Annotated in this window: 13 protein-coding genes; 6 read left to right on the forward strand and 7 right to left on the reverse strand. The window is 61.7% G+C overall.

Annotation, left to right across the window (positions count from 1 at the left end; translation table 11 throughout):
* Positions 1-5: 5 nt before the first annotated feature.
* On the reverse strand, positions 6-1,256 hold the full coding sequence (locus ACFWEM_RS06530) for an MFS transporter (RefSeq protein ID WP_378532124.1): 1,251 nt from the start codon (positions 1,254-1,256) through the stop codon (positions 6-8).
* Between the two features lie 216 nt (positions 1,257-1,472).
* Here ACFWEM_RS06530 and ACFWEM_RS06535 point away from each other — a divergent pair, with 216 nt between their 5' ends.
* The gene (locus ACFWEM_RS06535) at positions 1,473-2,102 is read left to right on the forward strand and encodes a TMEM175 family protein (protein WP_378532126.1); all 630 of its coding nucleotides are present in this window, start codon (positions 1,473-1,475) and stop codon (positions 2,100-2,102) included.
* Here ACFWEM_RS06535 and ACFWEM_RS06540 read toward each other — a convergent pair.
* Entirely contained in the window at positions 2,099-2,677 is a 579-nt protein-coding gene (locus ACFWEM_RS06540) for a CGNR zinc finger domain-containing protein (RefSeq protein ID WP_378532128.1), read from the reverse strand. The genes ACFWEM_RS06535 and ACFWEM_RS06540 overlap by 4 nt on opposite strands.
* 108 nt (positions 2,678-2,785) lie before the next feature.
* Here ACFWEM_RS06540 and ACFWEM_RS06545 point away from each other — a divergent pair, with 108 nt between their 5' ends.
* From ACFWEM_RS06545 to ACFWEM_RS06560, 4 genes are all read left to right on the forward strand, one after another.
* Positions 2,786-3,688: an NAD(P)-dependent oxidoreductase gene (locus ACFWEM_RS06545; RefSeq protein ID WP_378532130.1), complete on the forward strand. Its 903-nt coding sequence runs from the start codon at positions 2,786-2,788 to the stop codon at positions 3,686-3,688.
* Positions 3,685-4,920: an MFS transporter gene (locus ACFWEM_RS06550; protein WP_378532132.1), complete on the forward strand. Its 1,236-nt coding sequence runs from the start codon at positions 3,685-3,687 to the stop codon at positions 4,918-4,920. Before ACFWEM_RS06545 ends, ACFWEM_RS06550 begins: the two co-directional genes overlap by 4 nt.
* Positions 4,921-4,932: 12 nt before the next feature.
* Positions 4,933-5,448 (forward strand): hypothetical protein, encoded by a 516-nt coding sequence (locus ACFWEM_RS06555; protein ID WP_378532134.1) that lies wholly within the window; start codon positions 4,933-4,935, stop codon positions 5,446-5,448.
* Between the two features lie 114 nt (positions 5,449-5,562).
* Positions 5,563-7,986, forward strand: a complete 2,424-nt coding sequence (locus ACFWEM_RS06560) for an ATP-dependent Clp protease ATP-binding subunit (protein ID WP_378532136.1) — start codon at positions 5,563-5,565, stop codon at positions 7,984-7,986.
* A gap of 49 nt (positions 7,987-8,035) precedes the next feature.
* Here ACFWEM_RS06560 and ACFWEM_RS06565 read toward each other — a convergent pair whose 3' ends face one another.
* The 5 genes from ACFWEM_RS06565 to ACFWEM_RS06585 all read right to left on the reverse strand — a co-directional run bounded on the left by ACFWEM_RS06565 (position 8,036) and on the right by ACFWEM_RS06585 (position 14,032).
* Positions 8,036-9,928, reverse strand: a complete 1,893-nt coding sequence (locus ACFWEM_RS06565) for an FAD/NAD(P)-binding protein (protein WP_378532139.1) — start codon at positions 9,926-9,928, stop codon at positions 8,036-8,038.
* A gap of 176 nt (positions 9,929-10,104) precedes the next feature.
* Positions 10,105-11,295 carry a fumarylacetoacetase gene (gene fahA / locus ACFWEM_RS06570; RefSeq protein ID WP_378532141.1) on the reverse strand — a complete coding sequence of 397 codons (1,191 nt, stop codon included), beginning with the start codon at positions 11,293-11,295 and terminating at the stop codon, positions 10,105-10,107.
* The gene (locus ACFWEM_RS06575) at positions 11,292-12,161 is read right to left on the reverse strand and encodes a hypothetical protein (RefSeq protein ID WP_378532143.1); all 870 of its coding nucleotides are present in this window, start codon (positions 12,159-12,161) and stop codon (positions 11,292-11,294) included. Before ACFWEM_RS06575 ends, fahA begins: the two co-directional genes overlap by 4 nt.
* Entirely contained in the window at positions 12,158-13,357 is a 1,200-nt protein-coding gene (locus ACFWEM_RS06580) for a homogentisate 1,2-dioxygenase (protein ID WP_378532145.1), read from the reverse strand. The genes ACFWEM_RS06575 and ACFWEM_RS06580 overlap by 4 nt, the downstream gene beginning before the upstream one ends.
* Before the next feature lie 108 nt (positions 13,358-13,465).
* Positions 13,466-14,032: a MarR family winged helix-turn-helix transcriptional regulator gene (locus ACFWEM_RS06585; RefSeq protein WP_378532147.1), complete on the reverse strand. Its 567-nt coding sequence runs from the start codon at positions 14,030-14,032 to the stop codon at positions 13,466-13,468.
* A gap of 403 nt (positions 14,033-14,435) precedes the next feature.
* Between ACFWEM_RS06585 and ACFWEM_RS06590 the strand changes: the two genes are divergently transcribed.
* On the forward strand, positions 14,436-16,034 hold the full coding sequence (locus tag ACFWEM_RS06590; protein ID WP_378532149.1) for an ABC transporter substrate-binding protein: 1,599 nt from the start codon (positions 14,436-14,438) through the stop codon (positions 16,032-16,034).
* Positions 16,035-16,080 lie beyond the last annotated feature (46 nt).

The raw sequence follows: 16,080 nt of genomic DNA on the forward strand, positions 1-16,080 counted from the left end.
GATCCTTACGCGATGACGGTAGTAGTGATGGCGGCGCTGTGGTGACGATACGCACCCTCGGTACGTGCGGAGAGCCGCGATACCAAGGCGAACGGGACCAACAAGACGAAGCTGATCCCCGAGATGATGACTCCGAAGGTCGGATAGCCGAGGCTCGCAGTCACCGAAGTGCCGAACAACGGCGCAAACGCGGAACCGATGAGGTAGGTACCGAGCAGTGGGGCGGACCATCGGCCGGCGGCGTCGAGGGCCGCCGAGATGGCGACCAAGACGATGAACGTTGCCGCGTAGGTTGTGTTCCAGGCGATCACCAGGATGAGGTAGATCGTGGAATCGGTTGCGAGGCAAGCCGACAGCTTCAGAATTGCCCCGAGGATCAGGAGTGCCGAGATCGACACTGTCCGGCTGACGCGGGAACCCAGCGCGGTCAGGACAACTGCCGCGAGGACACCACCTGCCGTTGATGCGCTCAGCGCGAGCCCCATCTGTTGGTCCGAAAGTCCGGCGTGCTCCGAGCCCATGATGCCGAGTACTGCCCACAGTGAGTCCTCGCTGATCGCCCAGACGGCGAGCATCGCGAGGAAGGCGGTCCCGGCAAAAGTGAGTCGTTTCGCGCTGACCCCGGCGGGGAGAGTTGTGGTCGCCTTGGCGGACTTCGTCGCCTCCGGCGACTCTTTCACCGGGGATGACGGCAACCAGGTCACCGTCGCGGCGGTGGCAAGCGCCAGGGCCGCGACGATGCCGAAGGCGTTGGTCATATGTGTGCCGAGGATGGGAATGAGAGCGAGGACCGCTGTGACGACGACCCGATTCACAAGTCCGCTGATGCTTGATACCCGGTCCGGGTTCGTGAGCGCTGCCAATGCCGCGCCACCGACGGATGCGGAGCCACCAGCGCCGACGCCGCCGATGATGATCGCCGCACACGCGATTGCCGTGGTCGGTGCGATGGCCGCGACGCCGAATGCAGCCGCCATCGCGATCAGACTGATGCGGCCGAGCAGGTGACGACGCGGACCCGATGCGATCCGCGTGGTGGCGAGGCAGGTGCCCGCGCAGACCAGCAGCGACGCGGTCAGGACGGCACCAGCGGCAGATTCGGTGACACCGAGGTCATCGACCATTGCCACGATCATCAATGGGATGAGGTTCGCGGTGATGAACCCCATGACGCCGATGCTGAAGACGGCAACACCGCGGTTGGTGGTGAGTGGAACCCGGTCTGACTTCGTATTCGCAGAAGCGTTGTTTGGCACTAGGGCAACCCCAAGTCCTGAAGGGGGTGGCGGAACCGACCCCTGATGGCGTGATGCGAGTCACTTAATGAATGTGATTCGTTAAGTATGGGGACGGCCGAGGGCTCGGTCAAGAGGTATAACGAATTTGATTCGTTAATTGTATGTTTCGGGATATCGACTCTCGCAAAGTGGCGTCACCGGTCTGTTTCTTGTTGCGAGGCTTATGCTTCCGCAATGGCTGAGATCGAGGAACGAACCCGCTACTTCGAGCGCTACGTCACTTTCATCGACGCGATAGTTGCCATAGCGATCACGCTGCTCGTCCTGCCGTTGGTCGAATTGACCAGCGACCACCACGGCACCACGTCCGAGTTGCTGCGCGAGCACGCGGCGCAATTCTGCTCCTTCGCCCTGAGCTTTCTGGTGATCTTCCGGCTGTGGTGGTCGCAGCATCGACTACTTCGCTTTGTGATCGACGGGGACAAGGTGGTCGTGCGCGGACTGGGGTTGTGGGTACTGACCATCGTGTTCTTGACCTTCCCGACGGCGCTGGTTGCAGCACCGTCCCAGGACCTGGGAACCAGGGCTCTCTACATCGGGACGATGGCCGCCAGCGCTGCGTGCCTGGCGGTGGTCGCGTGGGGTCTGGTCCGCAACCCGTCGTTGAGCGAAGAGAGTGCACAGCCGCATTTCACGGCCGAGATCGTCACCGTCCTGATAATGCTGGTGGCACTGCTCGTCAGTGTGCTTGTCCCGGTGACGTCGTACTTCCCGTTGCTTCTTCTCCTCTTGTCGACCCCGATCGAAAAGCTGTGGGATCGAGCGGCGGTGAAATCGAGAGGCGGCGAAGGTGAAATGAGCTAGTCGGCGCGCGCGGTCATCGCGGATTTCTTCGCCTTGTTTCCGCAGATGTTCATCGAGCACCAGCGTCGGTTGTTGCCGCGACTGGTATCGACGTAGAGACCGGTGCACCCGTCGCCTTGGCATGCTTTGACGCGGTCACGGTCGTGACCACCCAGTACCGCGATCGCGTCGGCTGCCACGATCGACAGGGCGTCGCGGACCGGATTGTCTCCGGTCGATGTCCAGAGGGCTCGACCGTTCTGAAGGACGAGGTGGGCGCTGCCGAGTTCGGATGCGGTGTTGACGATCGCGACATCGGCGCGTGAGGCCTGTCGGTTCTCGCACACGGCGATTCCAATGCGATGAATGGATTCACGTAAATCCTGCGCGTCGCGGAGGTCGTCTGCCGTCGCTCGTGCCGCGGTGTTCGTCAGATCGTTGGCGCGCAACCATAATTCGAGTCGATGCGGGCTCGTGAGTCGCTCGAACCTCGAGCCGTTCCGATTGGTGAGGGTGGCGGTGAAGCGGAACGCGAGCGTGTCGTTGTCGAGTCGAAATACGTCCCGAGCGGATTCATCAGCTCCTGCTTCGTTCACTTTCGCCCTCCTTTGTGGTGAACCATCTCAACCGGTTCGACACCAACTGTACCTGTATGAGAGTGTTGAACCGTCTTAGATGGTTCAACACTTTCGAGAGGGAAATCCATGACTTCTGTTTCCGTGGTCGGTTTGGGCGCGATGGGTCGTCCCATCGCTCGAAATCTGATGGGCGCAGGGTTCGACGTGACGGTGTGGAATCGCAGCCCTGAAGCGGTAACCGAACTGGTCGAGGAAGGGGCGACCGGCGCGAAAACCGTTGCCGAGGCATTCGAGTCCGGTGTGGTGCTGTCGATGTTGGCGGATGATTCGGCCGTGTCTGCGGCCATTCTGGATCCCGCCGTACTCGCATCCGTTCCGAGTGGAACCGTGCACGTCAACATGGCCACCGTCAGCGTCGATCTTGCCAAGCGCGCCGCCGCACTGCACGCCGAGCACGGCATCGGTTACATCGCGGCGCCGGTGTTCGGACGCGTTTCTGTTGCTCAGGCAGGTCAGTTGAACATCATCGCCGGTGGCGACAGTGCCCTTCTCGAACGAGTACAGCCGTTCTTCGACGTCATCGGGGCTCGCACCTGGCCACAAGGTGAGCGTCCGGAGCAGGCCAACATCGTCAAGATCATCGGCAACTACCTCATCCTCTCCGCGATTCAATCCTTGGGTGAGGCAATCGCATTGGGGGAGAGGTCAGGTGTGGACGGAAGCCAACTCGTAGAATTGCTGACCTCCACGATCTTCCCGGGGCCGGTTTACTCCAGCTACGGAAACCTCGTCGCGTCGCGTCAGTACGAGCCTGCGGGATTCACCACAGCCCTGGGCTTCAAGGATCTGAGGCTTGCGCTCGACGCCGCCGACAGCGTCAATCTGGATTTGCCGTTCGGTGGCGTACTTCGAGGCGTGCTCACTCAGGCTCTGGCGAACGGTCAGGGCGAGATGGACTGGGCGTCGATTGCAGAACTGGTTCGTTCCGGCCAGTCGGGCGAAGGCAGTCCCGAAACACCGACGAGGTGAGCGCGAACTCGGACGGGACTGTGACTTCGGACGGGACTGTGACTTCTGGCGGGAATGCGACTTCGGCACTGGCGGAGACCGATTCCGTCAGAACACTACCTCTGGCCGGGTTGTCGGCACTCGCAACGGCAGGTTTCATCGCGATCACAACCGAAACCATGCCGGCCGGACTACTGGTGCAGATCGGGTCAGGACTGTCCGTATCTGTCTCCGGCGCCGGGCAATTGGTCACTGCATACGCGTTGGGCTCTGTCGTCGGGGCTGTACCGCTGATCGCAGTGACGCGGGGATTGCGACGGCGCGCGGTCCTGGTGTCGGCGATTGTAGGGTTCGGTGTCTTCAATCTGGTGACAGCGCTGTCGTCGAATCTTGTTCTCACCTTGGGTGTTCGGTTCCTGGCGGGCATGGCGGCAGGTGTGGTGTGGGGATTGCTTGCCGGGTACGCACGCAGGATGGCGCCCCCTCACCTGCAGGGGCGGGCCGTTGCGGTTGCCTCAGTCGGACAGCCGATTGCGTTGGCAATCGGCGTTCCGATGGGGGCGTGGCTCGGGACCTTGGCCGATTGGCGCGTCGTCTTCGCCTTGATGTCGGGTTCTGCGCTACTTCTGGTGGTGTGGATACTCGCAGTGATGCCGGACTTTCCCGGGCAACAAGCGGATCGGCGGCTGTCGGTGCGGAAAGTCCTGGTCTTGCCGGGCGTACGACCGATTCTCCTTGTCGCGTTCTTGTGGATCCTCGCGCACAACATTGTGTACACGTACATGGCGGCGTTCCTGGATCGCATCGGTTTCGGCGATCGGTTGGGAATCGTCTTGTTCGTCTTCGGACTTTTCGCCTTCGTGGGCATCGGTGTGGTCGGGGTGCTCGTCGACCGGGCGCTTCGAAGTCTCACCGTGTTGAGCTTGGTGGTCTTTGCCGCAGCTTTGACGGCCTTGGGTGTCGGCGGCGAGAACTTCGCAGTGATCGCACTCAGCGTTGCAGTTTGGGGTGTGGCATTCGGAGGCGCTCCCACTCTCCTTCAGACTGCGCTCGCGGAAACGACGGGCGACGCGGTGGACACTGCCCAATCGGTTTTCGTGACGATCTTCAATTCGGCGATCGCAGCGGGCGGCGTCGTCGGCGGCCTGATCTTGGCGAACAGGGGTTCGGGAGCGTTGCCCTTGGTGGCGCTGATGCTGATCGTGGTCGGTGTTCTTGTGGCCAGTATCCGACAAATCGGACATCGCTTGTGATTCACTTCACGCATGCGGAAGTCATTGTTGGTGGTTGCGCTGGTTGCTGGTTGGTTTGTCGCAGGGGCGATGCCTGCGGGGGCGGCGGACGCGAACTGGTCCGGTGATTACTCCCTCAAGCGCTTCGCCGCGACCAAGACGGGTACAAGTCTGGCCGCCGGACAATGGGAGCCTGATTTCTCCGATACGTACACGTTCGAGACGGACTGCTCGGGCGGAGTGTGTGTTGCCACAGTGGTAGGCGGGCCGGCTCCCGCCAATCCGACTTTGCCGCAGCCGGCGCAATACACCTGGGACGGAACCAGTTGGGTGCACCGCTATGACTGGGAGTGGGATTGCTACCAGGGTGAGGGTGTACCCAAGGTGTGGGCGCCGGCACATTCGGACGCGTACTACACACCTCAGGCCGATGGCAGCCTGAAGGGGTCGTGGCGTACCGACATCAAGAGTGGTCCCTGCGAGGGATCGGTGATCATGCACATCGAGGCGTACCCGGTCGGTCGATCTACCGGATCTTTCGGTAGTTGAGAACGATCTTCGGCCCGAGGGTGTTGAAACAAATCTGAGCCCGCGGGAATTGATCGAGCCCCATGCACGTTAATTGAGTCAGTAACGCTCAACTTTCTGCAAGGAGGCTTCGGAATGCCAGCATTCTTCGGGCCCGAGGGTCCCGGTCGCATCGATATTTCCCGGCTCATGAGCAGGGCCACCCAGCAACTCATGGCTGACGCTGCACGCGTAGCGGCTGCTCGCGGTGATTCGGATCTCGATGCACTGCACGTTCTCCGCGTCATGGCGGAGCAGGATCCGGTCCGCACGCTCATGCAGCGCGCCGGAGCCGACCCGAAATCCGTGGTCGACGCCGTCGACCTGCGACTACCACAAGGCCGTGAACAGGGTGCATACTCTGCTCCCGCGCTCAGCAGCGCCGTCAAAACTGCTCTACTCGAGGCACATCAACTGGCCCGAGCCCTGGGATCGACGTACATCGACCCCGAACATCTCTTCATCGCACTAGCCGGTGACCCCGATCACGTCCCGGGTCGCCTACTCGCTTCCGCCGGTATCACGCCGGAGAAGCTGCAGGCCGCTGTTCAGAATCCCGCGGCCGGTCCAGTGGAGGACGAGTCCACCACTCCGACGCTCGACAAGTACGGAGTCGATCTCACCGATCGGGCCCGCAACGGCGGCGTCGATCCGGTGATCGGCCGCGCCGACGAGATCGAACAGACCATCGAGATCCTCTCCCGCCGTACCAAGAACAACCCGGTCCTGGTGGGTGAGGCCGGCGTCGGCAAGACTGCCATCGTCGAAGGTCTGGCCCAGCGCATCGTCGACGGGGACGTCCCGGAATCGTTGGTGGGCAAGAAGATCGTCCAGCTCGAACTGTCGAGCATGGTCTCGGGTACCCGCTACCGCGGTGACTTCGAGGAACGGCTCACCAAGGTGATCGACGAGATCACCGCACACAAGGACGAGCTGATCGTCTTCATCGACGAGATGCACACCATCGCCGGTGCAGGCGGCGGTGCCGAAGGCGCGATGGACGCAGGAAACATCCTCAAGCCCAAGCTCGCTCGCGGTGAACTGCACATCGTCGGCGCCACCACGCTCGACGAATACCGCAAGAACATCGAGAAGGATCCCGCACTCGAGCGGCGCTTCCAGCCCGTACAGGTCGGAGAGCCGTCGATCGAGGACGCGATCGCCATCTTGAGCGGACTGCGCAGTCGCTACGAAGATCACCACAAGGTGCACTACACCGACGAGGCGATCACCGCTGCGGTGGAGCTGTCGGCACGGTACATCGGCGACAGGTTCTTGCCGGACAAGGCAATCGACCTGATCGACCAGGCCGGCGCCAGGCTCCGTTTGAGGACGGCCACGGTAGACACCGCTGCCCTGCAGCAGCGTCTCGAGCAACTCGAGAGCGACAAGGAAAAAGCCGTCGCCGACGAGTTGTACGAGAAGGCGTCGACCCTTCGTGACGAGATCAACGGCGTCGCAAAGCGTCTCGAGAAGGCGGGATCCTCGGTTCCTTCGGAGGAAACTCCGGACGTGACCGCTCAGCAGATCGCCGAAGTTGTCGCTCGCGCCACGGGTATTCCGGCCAGCCAGATGACTCAGGCAGAGAAGGATCGCCTGCGCCGTCTGGAGGAGGAACTGCACGGTCGTGTCATCGGTCAGGATGATGCGGTTCGCGCCATCGCTCGTGCGGTGCGTCGTAGCCGGACAGGTATGAGCGATCCGGATCGCCCCGTCGGCAGCTTCCTGTTCCTCGGGCCTACCGGCGTCGGTAAGACGGAGCTCGCAAAAGCTTTGGCTGCCACACTCTTCGGTGACGAGAACAAGATGTTGCGCTTCGACATGAGTGAGTTCGGGGAACGCCACACGGTCAGCCGATTGGTCGGTGCTCCTCCCGGATACGTCGGCTACGGCGAGGCAGGACAGCTCACGGAACAAGTGCGTCGTAACCCGTACTCGGTGATTCTGCTCGACGAGATCGAGAAGGCACACCCGGACGTGTTCAACACTTTGCTCCAGGTACTCGACGACGGGCGTCTGACCGATGGCCAGGGTCGCACGGTGGACTTCAAGAACACCGTAGTGATCATGACCAGCAACCTCGGCTCGGACATCATCTCGAGCAAGTCCGGTGGACTCGGCTTCACCACAGGTGATGCAGAGTCGGCGGAGAAGCCACTGCGCGACCGCGTGATGGCCAGGTTGCGCGAATCGATGCGGCCGGAGTTCCTCAACCGCATCGACGAGATCGTGATCTTCCGCAAGCTCGACACCGAGCAACTGCACCGGATCACTGATCTGTTGCTCGACGACAGCCGGAAGCGGTTGCAGTCCAAGGGCATCGAGATCGAGTTCACCGCCGACGCGGTGGACTGGATCGCCGAGCACGGGCACCAGCCCGAGTTCGGGGCTCGGCCGTTGCGCCGCTCGATCCAGCGAGTGGTCGACGACAAGATCGCCGACATGCTGCTCGACGATCTCCTCGAAGAGGGTGGCAGCATCACCGTCGCGGTTGACGAGGGTGAGTTGGTGTTCAGCTAGGGGCACAGCCCCCGTGAGCGGTTAGGGAGTCTCTGGGCTCCTTAACCGCTCACAGGCGCGCAGCGCCTAAAATCTCTACAGCCAGAGCGTCGTTGTGCCGGAAGAACCCTGCATTGGTGCGCGGGCGAGGGAACGCCGCCGACCAGTTGTGTCCGGCAACCCACGGCCCGGCAGCAAAGCGACGGGGATGAGCAGTGTTGTCCTGATGAAGAATTCGTGATGTTCCGTCGACGGCGAGCTTCGCCGAACTGTCGGCGGTGGCACGTAGTTCGACCGCCTCGCCCCGACCGTGAAGTGTCCGCAGTAGCGAGTCACCGCTCGCGCTGATGGAAGCGACCGGCAAGCGTGCCTCGACGAGGGTATTCGCGGCCACGATATCGGTGTGCGACGCACTGCGAGCGACAAAGATCCCTGCTCCCGTTGCCGGGTCGATCTCGGTGGAGAACACCGAATCCGGCCCGAGGAACTGGACGATGCCGGCCTTGTTGAGGGCGACCAACTGTTCCAGACGCTCGGGCGGCGGACCACTGGCAATGAAGCTGAAGAACGAATGTAGCCAACCCTCGACGTCCTTGGCTACGGATTCGGCCGGGATTCTGCCGCGCCGCAACAATTCTCCGACAGTCATGTACGTCGACAGCAGCGCTGAGAAGACAGCTGCGTCGGCGCTGAAATACGGGTCCGACCGGCGTGCGACGTCTGCCGAGATGTATTCGGTGATCCGAGATTGGACCTCGGCAAGTCCGTCGTAGCGCTCACCGCCGAGTGGGCGGTTGAGCCGTTCGAGATCGATACGGTCTTCCGGCTTCGGGACCGCGTTCTCGACCAGTTCCTGCAATCGAGGCGATCCCCAAGCCAGCGAGGCGAATTCGGCGTCGAACTCCTCCCAGGTGCCCACCGTCCGGTCCGGGTGCGAGGCGAACAGTTCGTGATAGTGGGCGCCTGCCAGTTCTTTCGACGCGAGCGGCCAGATGTCGTTTCGGAAATCCAAAGGCCCGTCGCCGGGAACAAGATCAGCGGTGAAGAACCGCGGTAGCGGTGGCCGGGCGTCAGCGATCGAGTAAGAGATCTTGGAGTGATACGGCACGCCGCGACGAGATCCGGCATACAACAGTGGTTCCCGACCCGAGGGAGCGTAGGTGAGGGCGCCGTCGTCACCGCGTTCGAAAATGCCGCCGCGGCTCTCGGCGAGCAGAACCATCCAGTCGATGAAAGCCAACCCGAGTCCGGCGATCAGTACCGGCTCGCCTGCTGGAATGACATCGGCGTCGAGGTCGGCGGTGTATCCCGGACCTACATAGGTCAACCCGTGCTCCGACGCGAAGCCGCTCAGTGAGGTTTCGCGCGGAGCAGCCAGCGCATCTGGGTGCCCCTGTGCAAGAAGGACGGCCGTCGCCTCGATGACAACGCCGTCGTCCAGATGAACATTTTGTATTTCGCCGACGTTCACGATGTCGACCACGGATCGTCGATGAACCCGAACATCGACGTGCGCTGGTGCGGAGTCGACCGCGGTCTGGAACACCCAGTTCAGGTACCGGCTCTGCAATGACCTCGATGCAAACGACGACGGCGTGACGGTCGGCACTTCTGCCGCGATTTCGGGGAAGTGGGCAAGCTCTGCCGAGTTCTCGGCGACCCATTCCGCGAGGGTCGGACCCGGCAGTACCGGACCGGTCACTGCGGTGGTCTCGTCGGTGAACATTGTGACGTCTGCGGTCGTCGAATTCATCCACAGAAGCGGCGCCTGGCTGCCTCGCCAAATGCGGCCGGCGCCTGCCGGATACGGGTCGACGACATGAATGTCGATCGGTGTGGGATCGGCGTCCACCGATTCGTGAGCGAGGATCCGCTCGAGTACGCCGGTACCGCGGGGACCACCGCCTACGATCACGATGACAGTTGCTGTCCCCACTGAGGTACGGGGTCGATCGCCGGGCACGAGTCCTCCATCGGACCTGGCAGAAAGCACCCGCACCTCAGCTGAGGGGGTTGCTGCGACGTCACGGAGCCAGGACTCTCGATCGCTCTGGATGGTTAGTCCAGCTTATCTTCGGAGAATCGTGAGGCAAGGAATTCCGGACATCAGATCAGCGTGAATCAAACAGTTGTCAATCGCTATCTTCCGGTTTGAGTTGCAGGCAGGATCCGAGCGTGAACATCCCCGAAGCCGATTCGTGAACCGCCGACGCCGGGAGCGGTGGCCGAGATGGCGATGGTGTCGCCGTCTTCGAGAAAGGTACGGGTCTCGGAGCCCACAGCCACGGGTTCCTTGCCGCCCCACGTCAGCTCGATGAAGGCGCCCCGCTGATCTCTGTCCGGTCCGGAAATGGTTCCGGACGCAAAGAGATCGCCGGTACTGGCCGCTGCGCCGTTGATGGTGGTGTGCGCGAGCATCTGTGCAGGTGACCAGTACATCTGCGCGTAGGGCGGTCGCGAGACGACGTGGCCGTTCCATTCGACGGCCAAATCGATGTCCAGTCCCCACCTCTCCTCACCGCGCAGGTAGGAGAGCGGTTCGGGGTCCTGCACCGGAGTGTCGATTCGGGCTGCTTCGAGGGCGAGCAACGGTACGACCCACGGCGAGATGGACGTCGCGAAGCTCTTCCCCAGGTTCGGACCGAGGGGGACGTACTCCCACGCTTGGATGTCTCGCGCAGACCAGTCGTTCACGACGACAGCGCCGAAGACGTGCTCGGCGAATTCGTCCGGGGTGATGGAATCGCCCATTTTCGAGGGAGTTCCGACGATGAACCCCATCTCGGCTTCGATGTCGAGGCGACGAGACGGTCCGAAGTCAGGGCTTTCCTGATCGGGTGCCTTCCGCTGTCCGCAGGGACGAACGATGTCGGTGCCGGAGACGACGATGGTGCTCGAGCGCCCGTGGTATCCGACGGGAAGGTGCTTCCAGTTCGGCATCAAAGGCGCGGCGTCGGGACGGAATAGCCGTCCGAGGTTGGTTGCGTGATTCTCCGAGGCGTAGAAGTCGACGTAGTCGGCCACGGCGATCGGCAAGTGCAGTGTCACCGCGTCGACGGAAAACACTGCATCCGAGTCTATTTCACCGGTCACGAGTTCCGAGATCCGGTTTCGCACAGATATCCACTGATTTCGGCCCTGGGTCATGAATGCGTTCAGGGTCGGTTCGGAGAAGACGGAATCACCCAGTGTGGCTGCGAGATCGACCACCGAGTCGGCGACCCGTACACCGATGCGCGGCGACCCTCCCGCGGGGGAGAAGACCCCGTACGGCAGATTGTCGAGCCCGAACAGTGAGTCGGCGGGAATGTCGATGGTCGTGACGGTCATACGAGTGTTCCTTCGGTTTTGTCGGAGCGGACGATCAATCCGAGCCCTTCTAGCTCGGTGAGAGGGTCCGAGATGCTGCAGGTACCGAACGAGAGGAATCGGCGACGCACCTCGCCGGCCTCGGGCTCGGTCAATCCGGCCAGGATTCGCGCGATTGAATCGTGATCGCGCTGCGCCAGTGCGGCAACAACTTCCGAACGACCGGCGCCCCGTCTCGCAGCATCGACGGCCACCATGATGTTGAGGAAGCCGTGTTGCTCGAAGCCTGTTTCCGGATCGGTGTTGCGCACGCCGTGGTGCAGTCCCGCGGTTGCCTTGAACGGGATATTTGCTCGGACAACGGATATCACCGCATCTGCGAGCTCTTCCTCGTCCGGGTACGCCTCGGCGACAATCCCGCCGGTTCGAAACTTTGCGGAGTACCCGGCAGTTTCGAGAGCTGTCAGATAGTCCGCGCGCCGATCACCGCGGGGTACCTCGACAAAAATATCGATGTCGGGATGAGCGGCATGGACACGAGCGAGTTCCTCGAAGGCCGCATCGGCGTCCAGCCCGTCAGGAATTCCCACCTCGACGGCGGCGACGTGAACGCCAGGGATGGCGAGCGCATTCGACAGCGCGGCCGTTGTATCGGCTGGGCCGGCCGGCACGGTCAGACTCAGCGTCACCGGGTTGTCTGCCGAAACATACGCGGCCAGTTCGCTCAATCGCGGTGCGGGAAAGACGAAGGGCCCGACCAGTGCGTCGTAGTCCGCCTGCAGGTAGGCGCCGTGGGCCGGAACTGCCTCGGCGAGAGGAGCATTGCCGGGTGGGAAGAGTGCTGCGTCGTCACACAGGCCGCGAAGGAGGGGAGAGATGACCGTCATTGCTGCGGCCCCCGTCCCGCCCAACTCCAGGCGTAGGCACCGTCTTCGCAAGCCAATGCCCCCTCGCCCAATTCGAGCGGCCGGAACGTATCGACCATCACGGCCAGTTCGTCGAAGAACTCGGCGCCGATGCTTCGCTCGTACGCGCCGGGTTGTGGGCCGTGAGCGTGGCCGCCGGGATGAATCGATATCGATCCCTGCCCGATGCCGGAACCCTTGCGTGCCTCGTAGTCACCGCCGCAGTAGAACATGATCTCGTCCGAGTCGACGTTGGAGTGGTAGTACGGCACCGGGATCGACAGGGGGTGGTAGTCGACCTTGCGCGGTACGAAGTTGCAGATAACGAAGTTGTTCCCCTCGAACGCCTGATGTGCCGGCGGCGGCTGGTGAACGCGGCCCGTGATCGGCTCGTAGTCCGAGATGTTGAAGGTGTACGGGTACAGGCAGCCGTCCCAGCCGACGACGTCGAAAGGATGCGTGGGGTACACCATTCGGGTTCCGACGATGCCTGCCGACGTGCGGTGCTTGACCAGTACCTCGACGTCGATGCCTTCGGCGATCATGGGCGCGGTCGGTCCGTGCAGATCTCGCTCGCAGAACGGTGCGTTCTCGAGCAGTTGGCCGAAGCGGGAGAGATAGCGCTTGGGCGGGACGATGTGACTGTTCGCCTCGATGGCGTAAGCGCGGAGTGGCTTGTCGCCCTTGGGGATCCACCGGTGGGTCGTGGACATCGGGATCAGGACGTAGTCACCCTCGCGGGCGTCGAGCGTGCCGAAGACGGTCTCGACGGTAGCCTCGCCGGACTCGACGTAGACCATCTCGTCACCGATTGCATTGCGGTACAGGGGGGATGGTGCGGAAGCAACCACGTAGGAGAGTCGGACATCGGCATTGCCGAGTATGAGACGACGGCCGGTTACCACGTCGGTCTCGTTCCAGATGCTCTCGGGGAACAGTGCATGGAGTTTCAGATGGCGGGGTTTGAGGGGGTGGTTGGGCGTGGTGCTTTGGTCGCGCAGTTCCCAGACCGTTGCGTCGACGATGGCCGACGGAATTTCGCGGTGGTAGAGCAGCGACGAGTCGGAGGAGAAACCTTCCTCACCCATCAGTTCTTCGTAGTAGAGGTTGCCCGACTCGTCACGGTGTTGGGTGTGACGTTTCGGTGGAATGTTGCCGAGTTGTCGATAGAACGCCATGACGGGGCTCCTTCTGTGCTGTTCTGCCTGGCTCACATCCACCAGATAGTAAATACATTAACTAAAATGATGTGATGCGTGCAACCCTCGAGACGGTGTTGATTTGCGTCAGTTACGCCCGCGTACGTCGAATTGGCTGCGGTTGGTGATCAGTTTGTCCAGGAGCATGACAAGGATGCGCTGTTCGGCTTCGCTCAGGACGCCGACCCAGGCGTGCTCGCGTTCGTTTTGCTCGCGAAATGCCTCGACCATGGCTTCCCGGCCCTTGTCGGTCAGGTACAGCTGGACAGAGCGTCCGTCGTTCTCGGTGGGGCGGCGATCGATCAGTCCGTCTGCCAGCAGGGACTTGGACAGGTTGGAGACCGCGGCTCGACTCATCCCGGTGAGCTCGGCGGCAGCCTTCGGCTCGATCGGTCCGGCGAGCCAGGTGACGAACAATAGTCGGAACGACGACCATGACCAGCCGCGAGGGCGGTGGATCGACGACTCGAGATCGTAGGTGACGACGTTGGAGGCTCGATTGAGCGTCAGGAGTACCTCGGTGGCCAGCTGATCGCGAAAGCCGTGTTCGGTGGCCAGTCGCTTGTTGGCCAGTTCGATGAACGACCAGAAATTCAGTTCGCCGACGGTTGCCTGGTCATCGGTTGCCTGGTTGTCGGTCGTCGGGTCATTCATGGCCTAACCCTAGCGTGATCGCGTGGTTCAATACTTAATTAATATGTGTATTACTTCTCTGGACTGTGACGAACCTTGACGACTCGGAAATTCGAGCGCTGTTCCGAACGATCGTGATTGCGCAAGGCGGAGACGACGGCAGGCGGGAGATCGAGCACCCTTCGTGGTGGGATCGGTTCGCCGAGGCGCAGTGGAAGGCTCGACGATGCCATCTGGTTGGTGTTCAGCGGACCAGAGTCATCTAGAATTCGATTCTCTTTTCCTCGTCAATATTGTGAATCATCGTCTCAGCTTTGCGAAATCGCAGACACAGAATGAATCCTTACCTAGAATTCACTTACAAATCTGTCAGGTGTCGGATCCCTGAAATCGGCGTATCCGTGAACTGTGAAAGTGAGTCGCAATGAAGCGCTCGTACCGAGCTCGCGCTCGAATCTGGATGGTTGTCCTGGCGTCGGCGACACTGGTGGTGACCGGGTGTGCGAGTAGTGGCCAAGGTACGACCACGGATGCATCGGACGTGACGGCCGGAGTTGTCGGTGAGCAGAACGACGGGGGAGAGCCACGTTCGGGCGGCACGGTCTCGTTTGCGACGTACAACGGAATCAGCAGTCTCGACCCAGCAGACCGCCAAGACGGCGGCGCTACCGGTGGTAGCGAAATGGCAGCCATTTACGACCTTTTGATGCGCTTCGACACCGCTGAGGGAGAATATGTTCCCCACATGGCGCAGTCTTTGTCTGCCAACGACGGCAACACGGTGTGGACACTGAAATTGCGCGACGGTGTCACCTTCAGCGACGGCACCGCGATGGACGGTGCAGCAGTGTTGTGGAGCATCGATCACTATCTGCAGAAGAAGGGAACTCACGCGCTGGTGTGGAAGACCGCTGTGCGCGAGATGAATTCACCGGATCCGAGTACGGTCGTCTTCACCTTGGCGCAGCCGTGGGACGAGTTCCCGATCATGTTCACCACTGGTCCCGGCATGATCGTCGCACCCTCGTCGATGGCAACCGGCACTTTCGTCCCGGTCGGAGCAGGCCCGTTCACCGTCGAGAAGTTCGCTTCCCAGGACGAATTGGTGCTCGCTGCCCGTACGACGTACTGGGACGGGGCGCCGTATCTCGAGAAGTTGCGCTTCCCGGCAATTGTCAACGAGAAGAGCAAACTGGAGGGCCTCCACACCGACGGAATTCAGGTTGCCTATCTGAAGTCTCCCGATTTCATTCACGAGGCTTTCGAAGCCGGCGATCCGGGATTTGTGTACTCGGCCAGCATGGCCGGAGTGCTGGCGATCAATCAGCGCGACGATCGGGCGGCGAAGGACGAGCGTGTGCGAAAGGCGATCGTCGCTGCGGTGGATCCGAATACGTTCAACGAGCGGGTTCAAGGCGGCTTCGGTGAACCTGGCACCGACATGTTCGCGTCGTGGTCGCAATGGCACGGTTCGGTGGCGGGAAACGGTTTCGATCCCGAGGCTGCGAAGAAGTATCTGGCCGAGGCGAAGGCCGACGGTTACGACGGAAAACTGACCTACGTCGGAATGAACGACCCGGCGACGCAACGCAGCGCGCTGACGTTTCAGTCGCTCTTGCAGGCAGTGGGTTTCACGGTCGACATCACCTACGCAACCAGCATCAACGATCTGATCTCCATGCTGTATGCCAAGCACGACTACGACGTGTCCTACTTCGCGTTCAACGTTCTCGAAGAGTCACCGTTCGTGCGTATGTACGGCAATCTGTTCAGTGAGTCGCCGTCGAATATCCTCGGCTACAAGAACGCTCGGATGGACGAGTTGCTCGGCAAACTGCAGACGGCGTCGGGGGAGGAAGAGCGTCGAGCCGTCATCGACGACATCCAGACAGTAGTCAACGAGACGGCGCCGATGGCTGTGGTCAACTCCGGCAAGGTCTTCATTCCGTGGCGCGAGAACGTGCACGGAGTGACGCCGAGTGCGGACGGAATTCTGCTCTTCGGCAATACGTGGTTGAGCTGACCCCCGTGCGCCTTTTTGGTAGTGCCCACTACCGAAAAGGCGCACA

The organism is Rhodococcus sp. NPDC060176 (assembly GCF_042728675.1).
GTDB lineage: Bacteria > Actinomycetota > Actinomycetes > Mycobacteriales > Mycobacteriaceae > Rhodococcus_F.